The organism is Clostridium cylindrosporum DSM 605 (genome assembly GCF_001047375.1).
Classification (GTDB): domain Bacteria; phylum Bacillota; class Clostridia; order Clostridiales; family Caloramatoraceae; genus Clostridium_AB; species Clostridium_AB cylindrosporum.
The window spans coordinates 359,167-374,215 of record NZ_LFVU01000028.1 but is presented as its reverse complement, the minus strand read 5'-3'; the positions used below and the strand labels follow the sequence as shown (position 1 = coordinate 374,215).

The 15,049-nt window shown below is 29.9% G+C and carries 15 protein-coding genes and 1 other annotated feature; of the genes, 10 read left to right on the top strand and 5 right to left on the bottom strand.

What is annotated here, in order from left to right:
- Positions 1–121: 121 nt before the first annotated feature.
- The 4 genes from ftsE to CLCY_RS12565 all read left to right on the top strand — a co-directional run bounded on the left by ftsE (position 122) and on the right by CLCY_RS12565 (position 3,565).
- Positions 122–808, top strand: coding sequence for a cell division ATP-binding protein FtsE (gene ftsE / locus CLCY_RS12580; protein ID WP_048571491.1), 687 nt, complete (start codon positions 122–124; stop codon positions 806–808).
- Positions 798–1,685, top strand: a complete 888-nt coding sequence (ftsX, locus tag CLCY_RS12575; RefSeq protein ID WP_082141827.1) for a permease-like cell division protein FtsX — start codon at positions 798–800, stop codon at positions 1,683–1,685. Before ftsE ends, ftsX begins: the two co-directional genes overlap by 11 nt.
- A gap of 166 nt (positions 1,686–1,851) precedes the next feature.
- On the top strand, positions 1,852–3,057 hold the full coding sequence (locus CLCY_RS12570; RefSeq protein WP_048571489.1) for a S41 family peptidase: 1,206 nt from the start codon (positions 1,852–1,854) through the stop codon (positions 3,055–3,057).
- 49 nt (positions 3,058–3,106) lie between these two features.
- Positions 3,107–3,565: an NUDIX hydrolase gene (locus CLCY_RS12565; RefSeq protein ID WP_048571636.1), complete on the top strand. Its 459-nt coding sequence runs from the start codon at positions 3,107–3,109 to the stop codon at positions 3,563–3,565.
- 63 nt (positions 3,566–3,628) lie between these two features.
- Here CLCY_RS12565 and CLCY_RS12560 read toward each other — a convergent pair whose 3' ends face one another.
- Positions 3,629–4,825 (bottom strand): cation:proton antiporter, encoded by a 1,197-nt coding sequence (locus tag CLCY_RS12560; protein WP_048571488.1) that lies wholly within the window; start codon positions 4,823–4,825, stop codon positions 3,629–3,631.
- 55 nt (positions 4,826–4,880) lie between these two features.
- Positions 4,881–4,934, bottom strand: a sequence feature (sodium ion sensor (DUF1646 type); this cis-regulatory element may regulate processes involved in with the transportation of sodium ions).
- Between the two features lie 226 nt (positions 4,935–5,160).
- Between CLCY_RS12560 and CLCY_RS12555 the strand changes: the two genes are divergently transcribed.
- From CLCY_RS12555 to CLCY_RS12545, 3 genes are all read left to right on the top strand, one after another.
- On the top strand, positions 5,161–5,376 hold the full coding sequence (locus CLCY_RS12555) for a hypothetical protein (protein WP_242844979.1): 216 nt from the start codon (positions 5,161–5,163) through the stop codon (positions 5,374–5,376).
- Positions 5,377–5,457: 81 nt separating this feature from the next.
- The gene (locus CLCY_RS12550; RefSeq protein ID WP_048571487.1) at positions 5,458–5,718 is read left to right on the top strand and encodes a spore coat protein; all 261 of its coding nucleotides are present in this window, start codon (positions 5,458–5,460) and stop codon (positions 5,716–5,718) included.
- Between the two features lie 145 nt (positions 5,719–5,863).
- Entirely contained in the window at positions 5,864–7,282 is a 1,419-nt protein-coding gene (locus CLCY_RS12545) for a tetratricopeptide repeat protein (RefSeq protein WP_048571486.1), read from the top strand.
- A gap of 135 nt (positions 7,283–7,417) precedes the next feature.
- Here the strand turns inward: CLCY_RS12545 and CLCY_RS12540 are convergent, their stop codons facing one another.
- The 4 genes from CLCY_RS12540 to CLCY_RS12525 form a co-directional block, all read right to left on the bottom strand.
- Complete coding sequence (locus CLCY_RS12540; protein WP_048571485.1) at positions 7,418–8,011, bottom strand: ECF transporter S component; 594 nt, start codon at positions 8,009–8,011, stop codon at positions 7,418–7,420.
- Between the two features lie 202 nt (positions 8,012–8,213).
- Positions 8,214–8,441: a glutaredoxin domain-containing protein gene (locus tag CLCY_RS12535; RefSeq protein ID WP_048571484.1), complete on the bottom strand. Its 228-nt coding sequence runs from the start codon at positions 8,439–8,441 to the stop codon at positions 8,214–8,216.
- A 2-nt stretch (positions 8,442–8,443) separates the two neighbouring features.
- The gene (locus CLCY_RS12530) at positions 8,444–9,382 is read right to left on the bottom strand and encodes an NAD(P)/FAD-dependent oxidoreductase (RefSeq protein WP_048571483.1); all 939 of its coding nucleotides are present in this window, start codon (positions 9,380–9,382) and stop codon (positions 8,444–8,446) included.
- A gap of 201 nt (positions 9,383–9,583) precedes the next feature.
- The gene (locus CLCY_RS12525; RefSeq protein WP_048571482.1) at positions 9,584–11,236 is read right to left on the bottom strand and encodes a glycoside hydrolase family 10-like protein; all 1,653 of its coding nucleotides are present in this window, start codon (positions 11,234–11,236) and stop codon (positions 9,584–9,586) included.
- 182 nt (positions 11,237–11,418) lie between these two features.
- Here CLCY_RS12525 and CLCY_RS12520 point away from each other — a divergent pair, with 182 nt between their 5' ends.
- The 3 genes from CLCY_RS12520 (at position 11,419) to uvrB (ending at position 15,045) form a co-directional block, all read left to right on the top strand.
- The gene (locus CLCY_RS12520; RefSeq protein ID WP_048571481.1) at positions 11,419–11,709 is read left to right on the top strand and encodes a hypothetical protein; all 291 of its coding nucleotides are present in this window, start codon (positions 11,419–11,421) and stop codon (positions 11,707–11,709) included.
- A gap of 103 nt (positions 11,710–11,812) precedes the next feature.
- Positions 11,813–12,889 carry a P-loop domain-containing protein gene (locus tag CLCY_RS12515; RefSeq protein WP_048571480.1) on the top strand — a complete coding sequence of 359 codons (1,077 nt, stop codon included), beginning with the start codon at positions 11,813–11,815 and terminating at the stop codon, positions 12,887–12,889.
- Positions 12,890–13,086: 197 nt separating this feature from the next.
- Positions 13,087–15,045 carry an excinuclease ABC subunit UvrB gene (uvrB, locus tag CLCY_RS12510; protein WP_048571479.1) on the top strand — a complete coding sequence of 653 codons (1,959 nt, stop codon included), beginning with the start codon at positions 13,087–13,089 and terminating at the stop codon, positions 15,043–15,045.
- Positions 15,046–15,049: the final 4 nt, after the last annotated feature.

Sequence of the window (15,049 nt, the reverse complement as noted above, 5' to 3'; positions counted from 1 at the left end):
ATTACTATTTATACATAACATTCAGCAAATCCTCGAGGGGTGTATTAAAATGTGATAATATGTTATTATAATTTTGTATTTGTATTATTTAGACGAAAAATATATAAGGGGGGATTACTAGGTGATAAAGTTAAAAAACGTATCAAAGGTTTATGCAAATAATCACATAGCTCTTTCAAATATAAATATAGATATTGAAAAAGGGGAATTTGTATTTTTAGTAGGACCAAGTGGGGCAGGTAAATCTACTTTTATTAAGCTTTTAATGAAGGAAGTAGATTTAACTAGTGGTCAGATTTTTGTAAATAATCAGGAAACAAATCTATTAAAAAGAAAAGAGATACCATACTATAGAAGAGGTATAGGAGTAGTATTTCAAGACTTTAGACTATTATCAGATAAAACAGTTTTTGAAAATGTAGCATTTGCTATGCAAATAATTGAATCAAATCCAAAGGATATTAAGAAAAGGGTTCCACAGGTACTATCACAGGTCGGACTTTCATCTAAGGCTAATCAATATCCTGACCAGTTATCAGGTGGAGAACAACAAAGAATAGCCCTTGCAAGAGCTCTTGCTAACAATCCAAAGATACTAATTTGTGATGAGCCTACAGGAAACCTTGATCCAGAAACTTCATGGGAAATTATGGATATACTGAAGGAAATAAATAAATCAGGAACTACGATAGTTATGGCAACTCATGCTAAGGATATAGTAGATAGGATGAAGAAAAGAGTTATTGCCATTGAAAAAGGAGTAGTAGTTAGAGACCAACAAAGGGGGGTATATGGCTATGAAGATTAGAACAATGAAGCAGTTCTTTTTAGATAGTTTTAAAGGGATTGTTAGAAATAGAATAATGAGTATAGCATCAATAGGAACTGTTGCTGCAACATTATTTATATTTGGTGCCTTTATGATGATGGCTCTTAATTTAAATAATATGGTTAAGTCTGTTGGAGACCAAATAGAAATTAAAGTTTACTTAAATAAAGGTATTAAGGAAGAGGCAGCTAAAGCAATTGAGCCTATAATAAAAAATATTCCTCACATTAAGGAAATTGGGTATGAAACAAAGGAACAGGCACTGGAAAAAATGAAAAGCCAATTAGGAGATCAAGCAGATCTAGCAAGTGGTATGGAGAAAAACAATCCACTTCCTGAATCATACGTTGTTAGGGTAGACAGACCTGAGAACGTAAAAAGTGTTTCAAGTAAGCTTAGTAAAATTGAAGGCGTTAATAAAGTAAATGATGGTAAAAGTACAGTAGATAAAATATTACATATAAATAAAGTAGTAAAAACATCTAGTGTAATTTTAATGGGAGTATTTGGAGTAGTAGCATTATTTTTAATAGCTAATACAATTAAGCTTACAGTATATGCTAGAAAAAAAGAAATAGGTATAATGAAATATATTGGAGCTACCGACTGGTTCATTAGATGGCCTTTTGTTATGGAGGGTATCATATTAGGACTTGTAGGTGCGTTAATTTCGCTTATACTTCTTGCTATATCATATAAGTATATGTCTGATACTATAACTGGACTACTTATGATGTTTAATCCTGTACCATTTGGAGAAATGATTGGTGGACTTAGCTGGAAGTTTATATTGGTAGGAATAGGAATTGGGGGAATAGGAAGTATTATTTCCTTAAGAAAGTTCCTACAAGTATAATTAAAGTGATAGAATTTTAAAGACACTTATACAATATGTATAAGTGTCTAATTTTATGTTAAAATAATAAAGATTGTTACATTTATTATTATTATTGTTAAATGTTATAATTAGATTTTACATATAATACATTATTAAGAAAACAATATATTATCGAGGTGTTTAAATGAAGGAAAATAATAAGAAAAACAGCTCCATAACAAAGATAGTTCTATGGGTTATAATCACTAACCTAGTAACTGTATCATTGTTGTTATTTTTTCCAATACCTATTTTTGGAATGAAGCTAGTGAGTAATTCTGACTATAATTTTTTATTAGATTATAGGAAGCTAGTAAGAGTACATAATATACTAGAAAAAAAATATGTAGATGAAATAACTCCTGAAAAAGAGGAAAAAATGCTTGAAGGTGCTATTAATGGAATGGCAAATTCCCTAGGGGATCCCTATACTACATATATGAATAAAAAAGATTATGAAAGTTTTATTACTCAAACCTCGGGTTCATATGCTGGAGTTGGAATATTACTAACTGTTAAGGATGAAAAATTAGTAGTTGTCGAGCCAATTGAAGGAGGTCCAGCACTTAAAGCAGGTGTAAAATCAGGAGATATAATAACAAAGGTAGATGGAACATCTGTAAGTGGTAAGGATAATACAAAAGCTGTTGAAATGATGAAAGGTGACGAGGGAACAGAGGTTACAATTACAGTAGATAGGTCTGGAGTTGGAGCTAAGAATATAAAAATTAAAAGAGAAATCATTCAAATGAAAACTGTAAAAGGGCAAATAGTAGATGGAATAGGATATGTTAGAATATCTAGTTTTGATGAAATAACAGGGAAAGAGTTTGAGAAAGAAGTAGATTCTCTTAAGGCAAAGGGTATAAAGGGACTTATACTAGATCTTAGAGAGAATCCAGGTGGAATACTTGATGAATCAATAAAAGTATTAGATGTACTTTTAGATGAAAAGGTTGTATTATCTACCGTTGATAATGGTGGAAGGAAGACAGAATATAAAACAAACAAGGGTAAGGTAGATGTTCCTATAGCTGTTCTTGTTAATAAAGGAAGTGCCAGTGCAAGTGAAATTGTATCAGGTGCAATCAAAGATCTTAATGCTGGAACTTTAATAGGTACAACAACATATGGAAAAGGTCTTGTTCAAGCAACTAAGGATCTTCAAGACAACACTGCACTAAAGTTTACTATAGCAAGATACTATACTCCATCTGGGATATCTATCCAAGGAAAGGGTATAGAACCGAATATAGTTGTAGAGCTTCCTAAGGATAAGCGTATAACATCATTAAGTGATGACCCACAATTTAAAAAGGCTTTTGAAGTTGTAAAGTCAAAGATACAATAATTAAAGGGAGGGAATAACCCTCCCTTTAATTATGAAAAAGGAGAAGGTTATGAAACTAGCAACACTTTGTTACATAAAAAAAGATGGTAAGACACTAATGCTTCATAGAATAAAGAAAGAAAAAGATTACCATAAGGGTAAATGGAATGGAGTTGGAGGAAAGTTTGAACCCTTAGAATCTCCTGAAGATTGTGTTAAAAGAGAAGTTCTTGAAGAGACAGGGCTTAATATTATAAACCCAAGACTTAGAGGTATGATTACCTTTCCTATGTTTGATGGGGAAGATGATTGGTATACTTTTATATTTACAGCAGAGGAGTTTTCAGGGAATATAAAAGAATGCTCAGAGGGAGAACTTCATTGGATAGAAGACGAAAAAATAATGGATTTAAATCTTTGGGATGGAGATAGAGTTTTTCTTAATTGGATTAATGGTGATAAAATATTCTCTGCAAAATTTATATATGAAAATAAAGAATTTAAAGATTATAAAGTGATATTTTACTAAGTAATATATTTAAAGAATCCCCCTATTAGCAATTAATTGTTAATAGGGGGATTCTAAATGGAATTATACTGACTTATTTAAATCTTTTTCTGAGAATACTATCTTTAGAAGAAGCGGGGTGACAATAGTTGTAATTATAATAACTACAAGCAAGGTTGGATACATATCCTTAGTTATTATACCTTTACTAAGCCCTAAGGTAGCTGTTATAATGGCAACTTCACCACGGGAAATCATACCTACACCAATTTGAGTACACTCTTTACTTGAAAGTCCATAGAGTTTTGCCGCACCAGAGCAACCAATTATTTTACCTAGAATTGCTGCTATAGATATAACTATAATTGGTAGTATAACCTCTGGACCTAGTGTTTTAATGTTAAGTGTAAGTCCTATACTACTAAAGAATATAGGTGAAACTAGGTAAGTAGATACATTTGAAAACTTATCCTCAAATGTATGATTGTACTTAGTAAGTGCAATTACAAGTCCTATTACATATGCACCTGTAATTGCTGCGATTCCAAGGGCCTCCTCAACAAAAATTGAAAAGAGGATTGTTAAACCAGCTATAATTAAAATAAGGGTTTCAGTTTTACTTTTCTTATTTCCATTTTCCATTGATTTTTCGATAATGCCAGGAAGAAATTTTAATAATATTCCTGATAAAATAATAAAAATAAGTATTTTACCAAGTATTAAAAGTAATCCAGTAGCACTTGCAGCGTCTGAAGCGCTAGGTGCTACTAGCATAATTGCCACTGAAAGGATGATAATACCTAAAATATCATCAATAATTGCAGCTCCTATTATATTAATACTTGCCCTAGTATTTAACTTGCCAAGTTCATTTAGAGTTTGAACAGTAATAGCAACGCTTGTAGCAGTTAATATTACACCAACGAATATACTTTCTGTTAAGCTACCTGTAAAAAGGTATGTTGCAACAGTTCCTAATAAAAATGGAACAACAATTCCTCCAATTGCAATTATAAAGGATGACATACCAGCTGTTTTAAATTTTTCAATGTCTGTCTCAAGTCCAGCCATAAACATTAGGAAGATAACTCCTATTTGAGCTAAAACTTTTATAGGCTCATTTTCATGAACAATATTAAACATCGATGGGCCTATTACTATACCCGAAAGTAAAAATCCTAATACCTTTGGCATTTTAAGTTTTTGACTTATTACACCAAGAACTTCTCCAACTACTAAGATTATACCTACCTGAAGTACAAAATCCATTATATTTTCCATAAAAACCTCCTTAAAAATAAATACAAAAAAGGGGTAGAAGTGTTCACCAAAGGTGAACCTTCCCCCCTGAAAGTTCTAATAAAACTTGAAAGCTTAAAAAAGCCCAACCGGAATTTCATTATTAAATTTAAAAAAATTGAAATAAATAGAATTATAACTAAATTATTGATTAGTATATATATAATTATATCAAATAAGTAAATATATATCAAGTTACTGTAAGACTAACAAAATTATTTATGTAAGATAAAATTCTAATTTACTTAATATCCCACTAATAATAAAAAGTTTTTTGCAGATGATAATGATATAACCATTTGAGGAGGTAATTTAAAATGGAAATGCAAAACAATTCACAAAAACAAATAAAAGATAAGAATCTTAGCGTTATTAAAGAACAACTTGCACAAGAGTCACTATTAAACATTAAATATAATGAATATGCGAATCAAGCAACAGATCCTGAAATAAAATCAATTTTTAGCTCTGCATCTAGTGTTCATAAGGATAACTTTGTTAAGCTTAAGAGCTATCTAGACAGCCACCAATAGTTACAAGCTAAGGTATATTAAATACTAATAGAAAATGGTTTAAGATTATCTAATATAGATAAACAAATGGAGGGAATAAGAATGCAAGATAAAGAAAGATTAAACGACATGTTAAATTCAGAAAAGTTAACAATTTCAGCATATAGCACAGGTATTACAGAATCTTCATGTACAAATTTAAGAGATACACTTGTACAAAACTTTGAATCAGCTCAAAGAGTACAATATGAAATTTTTAATGCAATGAGTAAAAGAGGTTGGTATGAAGTTAAGGATGCACAAGCATCTGATGTTCAACAAGTTAAGGATAATGCTAATCAATTACTAAATAGTTTAAAGTAAATTATTTATTAGAGACCTAGAAGATATTTTTTTCTAGGTCTCTATACTTTTGTATTTTTTTAAAATAAAAAGAGGATATTTCAAACTTATATATAAATTAATATTTAGTGTTGAATTTTGTAATTATAATTTGGTAGGTGAGAAAATGTTAAATCCTAAGGAAGAAGCACAGAGTATAAAAAGAATAGAGACAATAAAGCTTCAAGATATTAAAGAGATAAAAAGTTGTGATGAAGTACTAGGGATATGTCTAGAAATAATAGACAAAATTAATATTAATATAAGTTATTTCATAGTAGAGAATAATATTTTTGGATATGATTGTTCTTTGGATATTAATAGTTCTATGGAAACAATAATTACTTTGAAAAATGATTTAATAAATAAAAGAAAAGTAACAAATGATTTAGAATGCTTAAAAGAAGATATAATAAGTCTAAACAAGGAAAATAAAATATCAAATATTTTTAAACTAACTGCTTGTTACTACATGTATCAAGGAAAGTTTACTCAGGGCCTATCTTTAATTAATCTAGCTAGAGATATAGAAGATAAGGACAAGGACTCAATAATAACAAATGTTGAAATTTTAAATGAATTTATTTTTAAGTATAATTTATCAGTAGATATTACAAAGCTAGAAAATTATAAAGAAGCATGTGAGATATTAGAATCTTACTATCAAAATAATATTAGACTTGAAAGAGGAGATCAACTATTAATTATACTTTATGATAGTTTAAAACAATCTAGAAAAAGTAAGCAGGTTTTAGATAGTATTTATAATATATGCAATAATGCGTTATTCCATTATGAAATAGGAAAGAAGAAAATTTATAATAAAAATAAACTCCAAGTAGTCGTTGGAATCGTTCTTTTACTATTTATTGGAACCGGTGCAGTATATTCAAAGTTATTACCAAAGAAGACTAATACAAAGAAGTCAATTCCAGCAGTGGTGCAGGAAAAGGTAGATAAAGGTAGTAATGTAGTTAAAACTGAAATTAAATCAAATAAGTCATTGGAAAATAAAGAGAAATCAGTTGATATAAAAACTTTAAAGGCTATGGTAGGTAGTATTACTAACAATAAGAATATAGAAGATATTAATAAGCAGCTTAAAATATTAGAAGTTGATGATAAATTAAGAAATAGTAAAGAATATCAAAGTATTAAGAAGGAATATATAGAAAAAAGACAAGTATATTACTATAATCAAGGCAGACAAAGTTTTAAGTCAGGAAGTATAGATAAGGCGATTAGTGAACTAAGATTAGCATATAGTGATAAAATAGGAGTATATTTAGAACCTCATATTGTTTACTATCTTGCAAGTGCAATTAATAAAAAGAATGCAAAGGATTCTTTAAAGTATTACAAAGAATACATACAAAAGTATAGAAAAGCTGATAAGTCATACTATGAAGAAGCCCTATACAATCTTGCGATTATTAACTGGGACTTAAATAATAAAACAGAAGCTAAAAAATATAGTAGAACATTAAAGAATAAATTTCCAAAGTCTATGTATAATAATGAAAAGATAAAGAATATACTTTCTTAATAATATAAAGAGCTTTCAGTTTAAAGTTTGTTTATAAACAATTAACTGAAGGCTCTTTAGTTTTAATTTATAATAAGCTATAATTCTACTTTATTTCCCGGAAAATTTTGTTATTTTTAAGATTCGATTATAATCTTAGTGTTTTTTTATTTTATTTATGGCTAATACTACAGGAAGTGTAATTAATGTAGAAACTATTATTTCTGGAATTCCGTTAGTAAATCCTATTCCTGCTAAAAACATACCAATTGTTGAAGAATTTATCTTAAAAACATATGCCAATCTTTCAGCATAAAATATATAAGCAAGTAAAAGAACTAAAAATGTATTAATAAATGTACCTATTATTGATGAAAAAGCAATACTAACCCTTGGATATTTTATTGATATAAAATAATATACATAGTAAGCTGATAAAGCTATTAATACCCTAGGTAAAATAGCAATAATAGGATTAAGAAATATAAATGAAGTTATAGTAGGCATAGTAACTGCCTGATAAATACTAAATAGACCAAAAATAAATCCAACAATAGCTCCAACTAGTGGCCCTTCGAGGATTGCAGCAATTATAACAGGTACATGCATTATTGTTGCATTTACAGGCGGTATTTTGATAAATCCGAGACCTGTAATACCAAGAAAAATAGAAATAGATGAAAACATAGCTGCTATTACCATTTTTCTAACCGTAAAGTGATTATGATATTCTAATTTTGTCCTTTGCATAAGATCCCTCCGTTTTTATTCCATAAGGATATAATTCGGATTCCAAATTATATAATCCTAAATTAATGTTCAGTTTCATATGAATACCGACAGTATAATTGTAGCAGATAAAATACTTTTCTTAAATAATTGATTAATTTTGAGGGGATTAACTTTAGTATTAAAAAATAGACTACCAATTTGGTAGTCTATTAAATAGTTATTAAATATTAAGTGTAGAATCTATTTCATCTTTATTAAATCCAACAATAATCTTTCCATCTATATTTATAACTGGAACGCCTGTTTGTCCTGATAAACTCATCATTTCATTTCTTTCTTTAACATCCTTTGCAACATTAATATCAATAAATTCAACATTTTTAGATTGAAGGTATGATTTTACCTTTGTACACCATGGGCAGGTTGGGGTAGAATAAACTTTTATCATAATTATTTCCTCCTTAATTGTAAGATGTATTTTTCAGCCATAAGTGCAGATACTGTGCCATCAGCAACTGCTGTAGTTAATTGTCTAACAGATTTTTCGCGTACATCACCTGCAGCAAAAACTCCCTTTATATTAGTTTCTGTATTTTCATTTGCTTTAATGTATCCATCTTTATTTAATTCAATATATTCTTTAAATAGTTCTGTTCTAGGAACCATTCCTACATAGGTAAAAATACCATCAACTTCGTATTCATATTCTTCATTAGTCTTGTTGTTTTTAAGCATTACAGAATTAATTGAATCCTCTCCATTTGCTGATAGAATTTCTGTATTATACAAAACTTTAATTTTAGGATTATTCGTTAAATCTTCTATTGATGATTTTTCAGCTGTTAGAGAATCTCTCCAGTGTATAAGTGTTAGCTGAGAAGCATACTTAGATAAGTAAATAGCAGCTTCTACACCTGAATTGCCTCCACCAACTACTAGCACATGTTTATCAGTATACATTTCCCCATCACATAACTCACAGTAGTGAATTCCCTTTCCATGAAACTTTTGCTCTTCAGGAATAGGAAGTGGACGATGTTTAGAACCTGTAGCTATTATAACAGCAAGTGGGTTATATATCTTACCTGAAGTTTCAATTTTCTTTTCATTATCTGTAAGATTAACTGAAACTATAGTATCAAATTCTTCTATTCTAGCACCAGAGTCTGCAGCTTGAGATGCAAGTCTCCCTGCGAAGTCGCTACCACCAATTCTGTGAAACCCAGGATAATTTTCAATTGCATAGGTCCCTATAATTTGACCACCTACGATTTCATCTTCAAGTATAAGGGTATCAAGCTTACTTCTCCCTGCATATATTCCTGCTGTAAGACCAGCAGGACCTGACCCAATTATAATTATATCTTTATTTACAATGTCCTTTGACATAAAAACACCTCTTCATAATTTGATATTACTTAATAATTATTATCTTTAAATATATAATATTGATAAAATAAAGTAATGTCAATATTATTTGGTAAATTATATTAATAAATGTAATTTCATATGAATATTATTAGATTATTTTGATGAAAATATACTGTATATTAACATGAAATAAAGCCCCTGCATTAGCAGGGACTTTAACTAATTAATTTTAAATTGTTTAATTATGTTTCCAGATGAATCTAATGCTTCTATTATATAAGTATACTTAGTAGATAATTTTATAGTAGTATCGTTATATGCTAGGTAAGTTGCACTACCGCTTCTATTAACTGTTTTAAGTAAGTGAGTAGTACTTTGTGTATTAACAGCCTCTGAACCTGTAAATCTATATATATTATAAGATTTTGATGTACTAGTCTTACTATCAATCCAAACAAGTCTATTACTTACTCCAGTGGAATATACTCTTAACTTTTCAGTAGGGTAGCTAGGAGTTACCGATACACTGCCGGGAATAGATACTTTACTAGTATAGAAACTAGAAACTAGAGTAGTTTTAAATCCAACTATATTAGATTCTAAATCCCTTAAGCTGAAAAATGAACTTCCCTTAACATTAGCGTTATTTCTGCTATAAGTTATTTGGTTTGGTATTTCAGATGGATTTTTCCAGTCAGCTACTTCATTAGTATTTGCTTCACCATCCCTATATTTATATACCGCATGTCCTATGTATAAATTACACTTAGTTCCTTGAACGACATTTCCCCACCAATCAACTAGAACTTTATATGAAGAAATACTGTTATTCATTGACCAATATAATTGTGGAGTTATGTAGTCTATCCAGTTATTTTTAACCCATTTTCTAGTGTCTGCAAATATATCATCATAACTTGATAGGGAGCCAGAAGACACAGCGGAACCTTCGCCTTCAGGACTTCCAGATGGATGCTTAGATTTGCTTCCCCATATTCCAAATGGACTTATTCCAAACTTAACATCTGATTTAGCACTTTTTATTTGTGTATTAAGGTTTTTGATTAGATTATCAATATTGTTTCTTCTCCAATTTTCAATTGAGCTAAATCCAGTTCCATATTTTTTATATGTTGCTATATCAGGATTTGTAGTTTTAAATCCACCATATGGATAAAAATAATCATCAAAATGTACTGCATCTATGTCATATTTTTTTACAACTTCCATAACTGTATCTATAACAAATTGTTGAGCTTTAGGTTCTCCAGGGTTTAAATACAGTTTTCCATTATAAAGCATTACAGCATCAGGGTTTTTTCTAGCAAAGTTATTAGAACTTAAAGTAGCTAAAATTTGCTCCTTTGTTTTCCCAGTTTGTGCTGATTCTGTGACCCTATATGGATTAAACCATGCATGAAATTCCATGCCCTTTTTATGAGTTTCAGATACCATATATGCTAGTGGGTCGAATCCTGCCTCAGGTGATTTACCTTGAGTTCCAGTAAGATACTTTGACCATGGATTTAAAGTAGATGGATAAAAGGCATCATTAGCTGGTCTAACTTGGAAAGTTACAGCATTCATATTCATAGAATTAAAGGCATTTAATACCCTTGTATATTCAGATTTAAATGCACTTGCACTCCCATTTGTTTGTTTAAAGTCCAAATTCCAAATTGTAGATACCCAAGCACTTCTAAACTCAGCATTAGGTTTTGTTTCAGCATGTACTACTTTTGTATCACCAAATGAAGATACTTCCTTGTTTGATGATAGTTTAATTGAAACTGTTCCTAGTAGTAGCGTACTGCAAAGCACAGAGGCTACTAATTTTTTATTAAATAGTTTTTTAAACGGAATAGTAAACAAAGATTCCCCCCCTTTTTAGTACTAATTAGACAAAATACCTTAATATGCTTATATATTAACATATTGTGTAGTAAAATAGTATTAATTTTAAAACAAAATATACTAGTAAAGGTAAGTTTTCTAATATATTATTAGAGTATAAGATGTTTTATGTTACTATAGGTCTATGGAGGGATGTTGTAATGATAGAAATGGTATTATTAAGTGTTTTAATGGCTCTTTTTGTTTTTAGAATAATAAAAAATAAAAAAGTACATGATATTGCAGTATTTTTGGTACTTTTGATTTGCATATTAATAAGGCTTCCAATAGGACAGGATATACCAAAGTCTTTATATGTTACTATTTCTCTGGGACTTGCTATAATAGCTGTTTTATCTTATTTGAAAAGTAAAAATGATGCATTTAAAGAGGCAACAAAATTAAAAGATAATCCAAAAGAAGAGTCATCAGATAATGAGTTAAGAAGCTAATTGTAGCTTCTTTTTTTATACCTTCAAATGTAACCTTTTTTTTATTTTTTCATATTATATAGATAGGAAGTAACTTATTGTAAATACTGTTTGGAGGATGGTTATGAGTAAATGTAAATCTTATTTAGTTGCAGCAAATACCTGTGAAGGGTTTGTGTCATACTTTGATGACTTTCTAAAAGAGGCTAAAAGAATACTTATACTAAAGGGAGGCCCTGGATGTGGAAAGTCCACATTTATGAAGAAAGTAGGTAAAAACTTACTAGATAAGGGATATAGCGTAGACTTTATTTACTGTGCATCTGATAGTGATTCTTTAGATGCAATATTTGTGCATGGTATAGATTTAATAATAGTTGATGGTACAGCACCACATGTAATAGATCCTAAGTATCCAGGTGTTGTAGATAGTATACTGAATTTTGGAGAGTACTTTGATGAGGAACACTTAAGAAAAAAAGGAGAAGAAATAAAGAATATTATAGATACTAAATCTAATGAGTATAAAAAGTTATATGAGGTTCTTAAAAATGCTAAGGTTATACATGATAAGATTGAAAAAGAGTATTTAATTGGAATGAATTTTGAAAGAGCAAATGAGATAGCAAATTTTCTAGTTGAGGAAATAGTACCTGAGGGAGAAGAGAAAGTAGGTAAAGAAATTCAAAGATTTTCTGGAGCACTAACTCCTCAAGGGCAGGCAATATTCTATGATGATTTAACATCTGATATTAAGTCAAAATATATTATTAAAGGAAGAGCAGGCTCTGGTAAGTCAACTCTTATGAGAAAGGTTGCAACCGCAGCACTTTCAAAGGGATATGAAGTAGAGGTATATCACTGTGGACTAGATCCTAAAAGTCTAGATATGATAATTATACGAGACCTTTCAGTTGCAATTCTTGATGGAACAGCACCGCATGTTGTTGAACCTTCTGAAAATGACAAGGTAATAGACATGTATGTTGAGTGTATAGATAAGAATATTGTTGATGAAGAAGAGGGGATACTTGTATCTGTAGGGGAAGAATATAGAAAAGAAATTGAAAAGGCTAAGAGTATTTTTAAAGACATTAAATCTCTTCATGAAAAATTAGAAGGTATATATGTTAAAGCTATAGATTTTTCCAAGGTTGATAAGGTATATGATAAGGTATTAGATGACATATTAAATATGTAAGAATAATCAAGAGGCTATCTTAAGAATATTTAGATAGCCTCTTGATTTTTACAAAAAATACAGTAATAACAATATTAATATTTAAAAACACTTTAAATGAGATATAATAATTATTAATAAACTATTATTTTACTTATTGTGAATTAGAAAAATGATGTTATAATGTATATACGAACTAATGTTCTGGGGGTTGGATTATGAATGAGTTTAAAATTGTTTCAAAGTTTAAGCCTACAGGGGATCAACCTGAGGCAATAGATAAAATAGTAAAAGGAATTAATAATGGAGATGCTGCAGAAACCTTACTTGGAGTTACAGGGTCTGGAAAAACATTTACTATGGCAAATATTATTGAAAGATGTCAAAGGCCAGCATTGGTTCTTGCCCATAACAAGACACTTGCAGCACAACTTTGTAGTGAGTTTAAGGAGTTCTTTCCAAGTAACTCAGTAGAGTACTTTGTAAGTTACTATGATTATTATCAACCTGAGGCATATGTACCTCATACAGATACATACATAGAGAAAGATGCATCTATCAATGATGAAATAGACAAACTTCGTCATTCAGCAACCTCAGCATTATTAGAAAGACGAGATGTTATAGTTGTTGCAAGTGTATCTTGTATATATGGTCTTGGTAATCCTAATGAATATAAAAGTCTTATGTTATCCCTTAGAGAAGGTATGGAGAAGGATAGGGATGATATTCTAAAAAGGTTAGTTGATATTCAATATGAAAGAAATGATATTAATTTTACTAGAGGAACGTTTAGGGTTAGAGGAGATGTTATTGAGATTTTTCCAGCTTCATCCTCAGATAAAGCAATTAGAGTTGAAATGTTTGGTGATGAAATAGATAGATTATGTGAAATTGATGTTTTAACCGGTGAAATTTTAGGTAGAAGAAGTCACATAGTTATATTTCCGGCTTCACACTATGCTGCTTCAAAGGAAAAAATAGAAAATACAATCTCAATAATAGAGGAAGAATTAGAAGAAAGACACAAAGAGTTAATAGAAGAAGATAAATTGCTTGAAGCTCAAAGAATTAGACAAAGAACTAATTACGATATAGAAATGCTCAAGGAAGTAGGGTATTGTTCAGGGGTTGAAAACTATTCAAGATTATTTGATGGAAGAAATCCAGGAGAGCCTCCATTTACCTTAATTGATTATTTCCCAGATGATTATCTTCTATTTATAGATGAATCACATGTTACACTTCCCCAGGTTAAAGCTATGTATGGCGGGGATAGATCCCGTAAGGATAATCTTGTTGATTTTGGCTTTAGATTGAAAAGTGCATATGACAATAGGCCTTTAAAGTTTGAAGAGTTTGAGAAGAAAATGGGTCAAACAGTATTTGTTAGTGCAACTCCATCTAAATACGAAGTGGAACATTCAGAAAATATAGTAGAACAAGTAATAAGACCTACAGGATTACTTGATCCTGAGATTGAAGTTAGACCTATTAAAGGTCAGATTGATGATTTAATTGGCGAAATCAGAAATACTATTGACAAAGGCTTTAGAATACTTGTTACTACACTAACTAAGAAAATGTCTGAGGATCTTACTGATTATTTAAAGGAAATAGGAATTAAAGTTAGATATCTTCATTCAGATATAAATACTATAGAAAGAATGAAAATTATAAAGGAACTAAGACTTGGAGAATGTGATGTTTTAATTGGTATTAACCTTTTAAGAGAGGGACTTGATATACCAGAAGTAGCATTGGTTGCTATACTTGATGCAGATAAGGAAGGTTTTTTAAGATCGGAAACCTCACTTATACAAACAATAGGTAGGGCAGCTAGAAATTCAGAAAGTAAAGTAATAATGTATGCTGATGTTATAACAAGATCAATGAAAACTGCAATAGATGAAACAGAAAGAAGAAGAAAAATACAAAAGGATTATAATGAAGAGAATGGAATAATTCCTACTACTATAATAAAGCCTATTCATGACGTTATTGAAGTAAGTAAGGAAATTAAAGAAGAAGATATTCCTTCAATAGACGATGAAAATTTAAATGATGTAATTAGAATTATAGAAGAAGAGATGTTAAAAGCTGCTGAGGAGCTTGATTTCGAAAGAGCTGCTGCTCTTCGTGATAAGATAAAGGCACTAAAAGGAAAAGAGAACTAAGAGG

What these genes read in the sequence shown, in the direction of transcription:
- CLCY_RS12555 (WP_242844979.1), top strand. Translation starts at nt 5,161, where the DNA reads ATGGAAATGCAAAACAATTCACAAAAACAAATAAAAGATAAGAATCTT.
- CLCY_RS12565 (WP_048571636.1), top strand. Translation starts at nt 3,107, where the DNA reads ATGAAACTAGCAACACTTTGTTACATAAAAAAAGATGGTAAGACACTA.
- CLCY_RS12545 (WP_048571486.1), top strand. Translation starts at nt 5,864, where the DNA reads ATGTTAAATCCTAAGGAAGAAGCACAGAGTATAAAAAGAATAGAGACA.
- CLCY_RS12550 (WP_048571487.1), top strand. Translation starts at nt 5,458, where the DNA reads ATGCAAGATAAAGAAAGATTAAACGACATGTTAAATTCAGAAAAGTTA.
- ftsX (WP_082141827.1), top strand. Translation starts at nt 798, where the DNA reads ATGAAGATTAGAACAATGAAGCAGTTCTTTTTAGATAGTTTTAAAGGG.
- CLCY_RS12570 (WP_048571489.1), top strand. Translation starts at nt 1,852, where the DNA reads ATGAAGGAAAATAATAAGAAAAACAGCTCCATAACAAAGATAGTTCTA.
- CLCY_RS12515 (WP_048571480.1), top strand. Translation starts at nt 11,813, where the DNA reads ATGAGTAAATGTAAATCTTATTTAGTTGCAGCAAATACCTGTGAAGGG.
- CLCY_RS12530 (WP_048571483.1), bottom strand. Translation starts at nt 9,382, where the DNA reads ATGTCAAAGGACATTGTAAATAAAGATATAATTATAATTGGGTCAGGT.
- CLCY_RS12535 (WP_048571484.1), bottom strand. Translation starts at nt 8,441, where the DNA reads ATGATAAAAGTTTATTCTACCCCAACCTGCCCATGGTGTACAAAGGTA.
- CLCY_RS12560 (WP_048571488.1), bottom strand. Translation starts at nt 4,825, where the DNA reads ATGGAAAATATAATGGATTTTGTACTTCAGGTAGGTATAATCTTAGTA.
- CLCY_RS12520 (WP_048571481.1), top strand. Translation starts at nt 11,419, where the DNA reads ATGATAGAAATGGTATTATTAAGTGTTTTAATGGCTCTTTTTGTTTTT.
- uvrB (WP_048571479.1), top strand. Translation starts at nt 13,087, where the DNA reads ATGAATGAGTTTAAAATTGTTTCAAAGTTTAAGCCTACAGGGGATCAA.
- CLCY_RS12540 (WP_048571485.1), bottom strand. Translation starts at nt 8,011, where the DNA reads ATGCAAAGGACAAAATTAGAATATCATAATCACTTTACGGTTAGAAAA.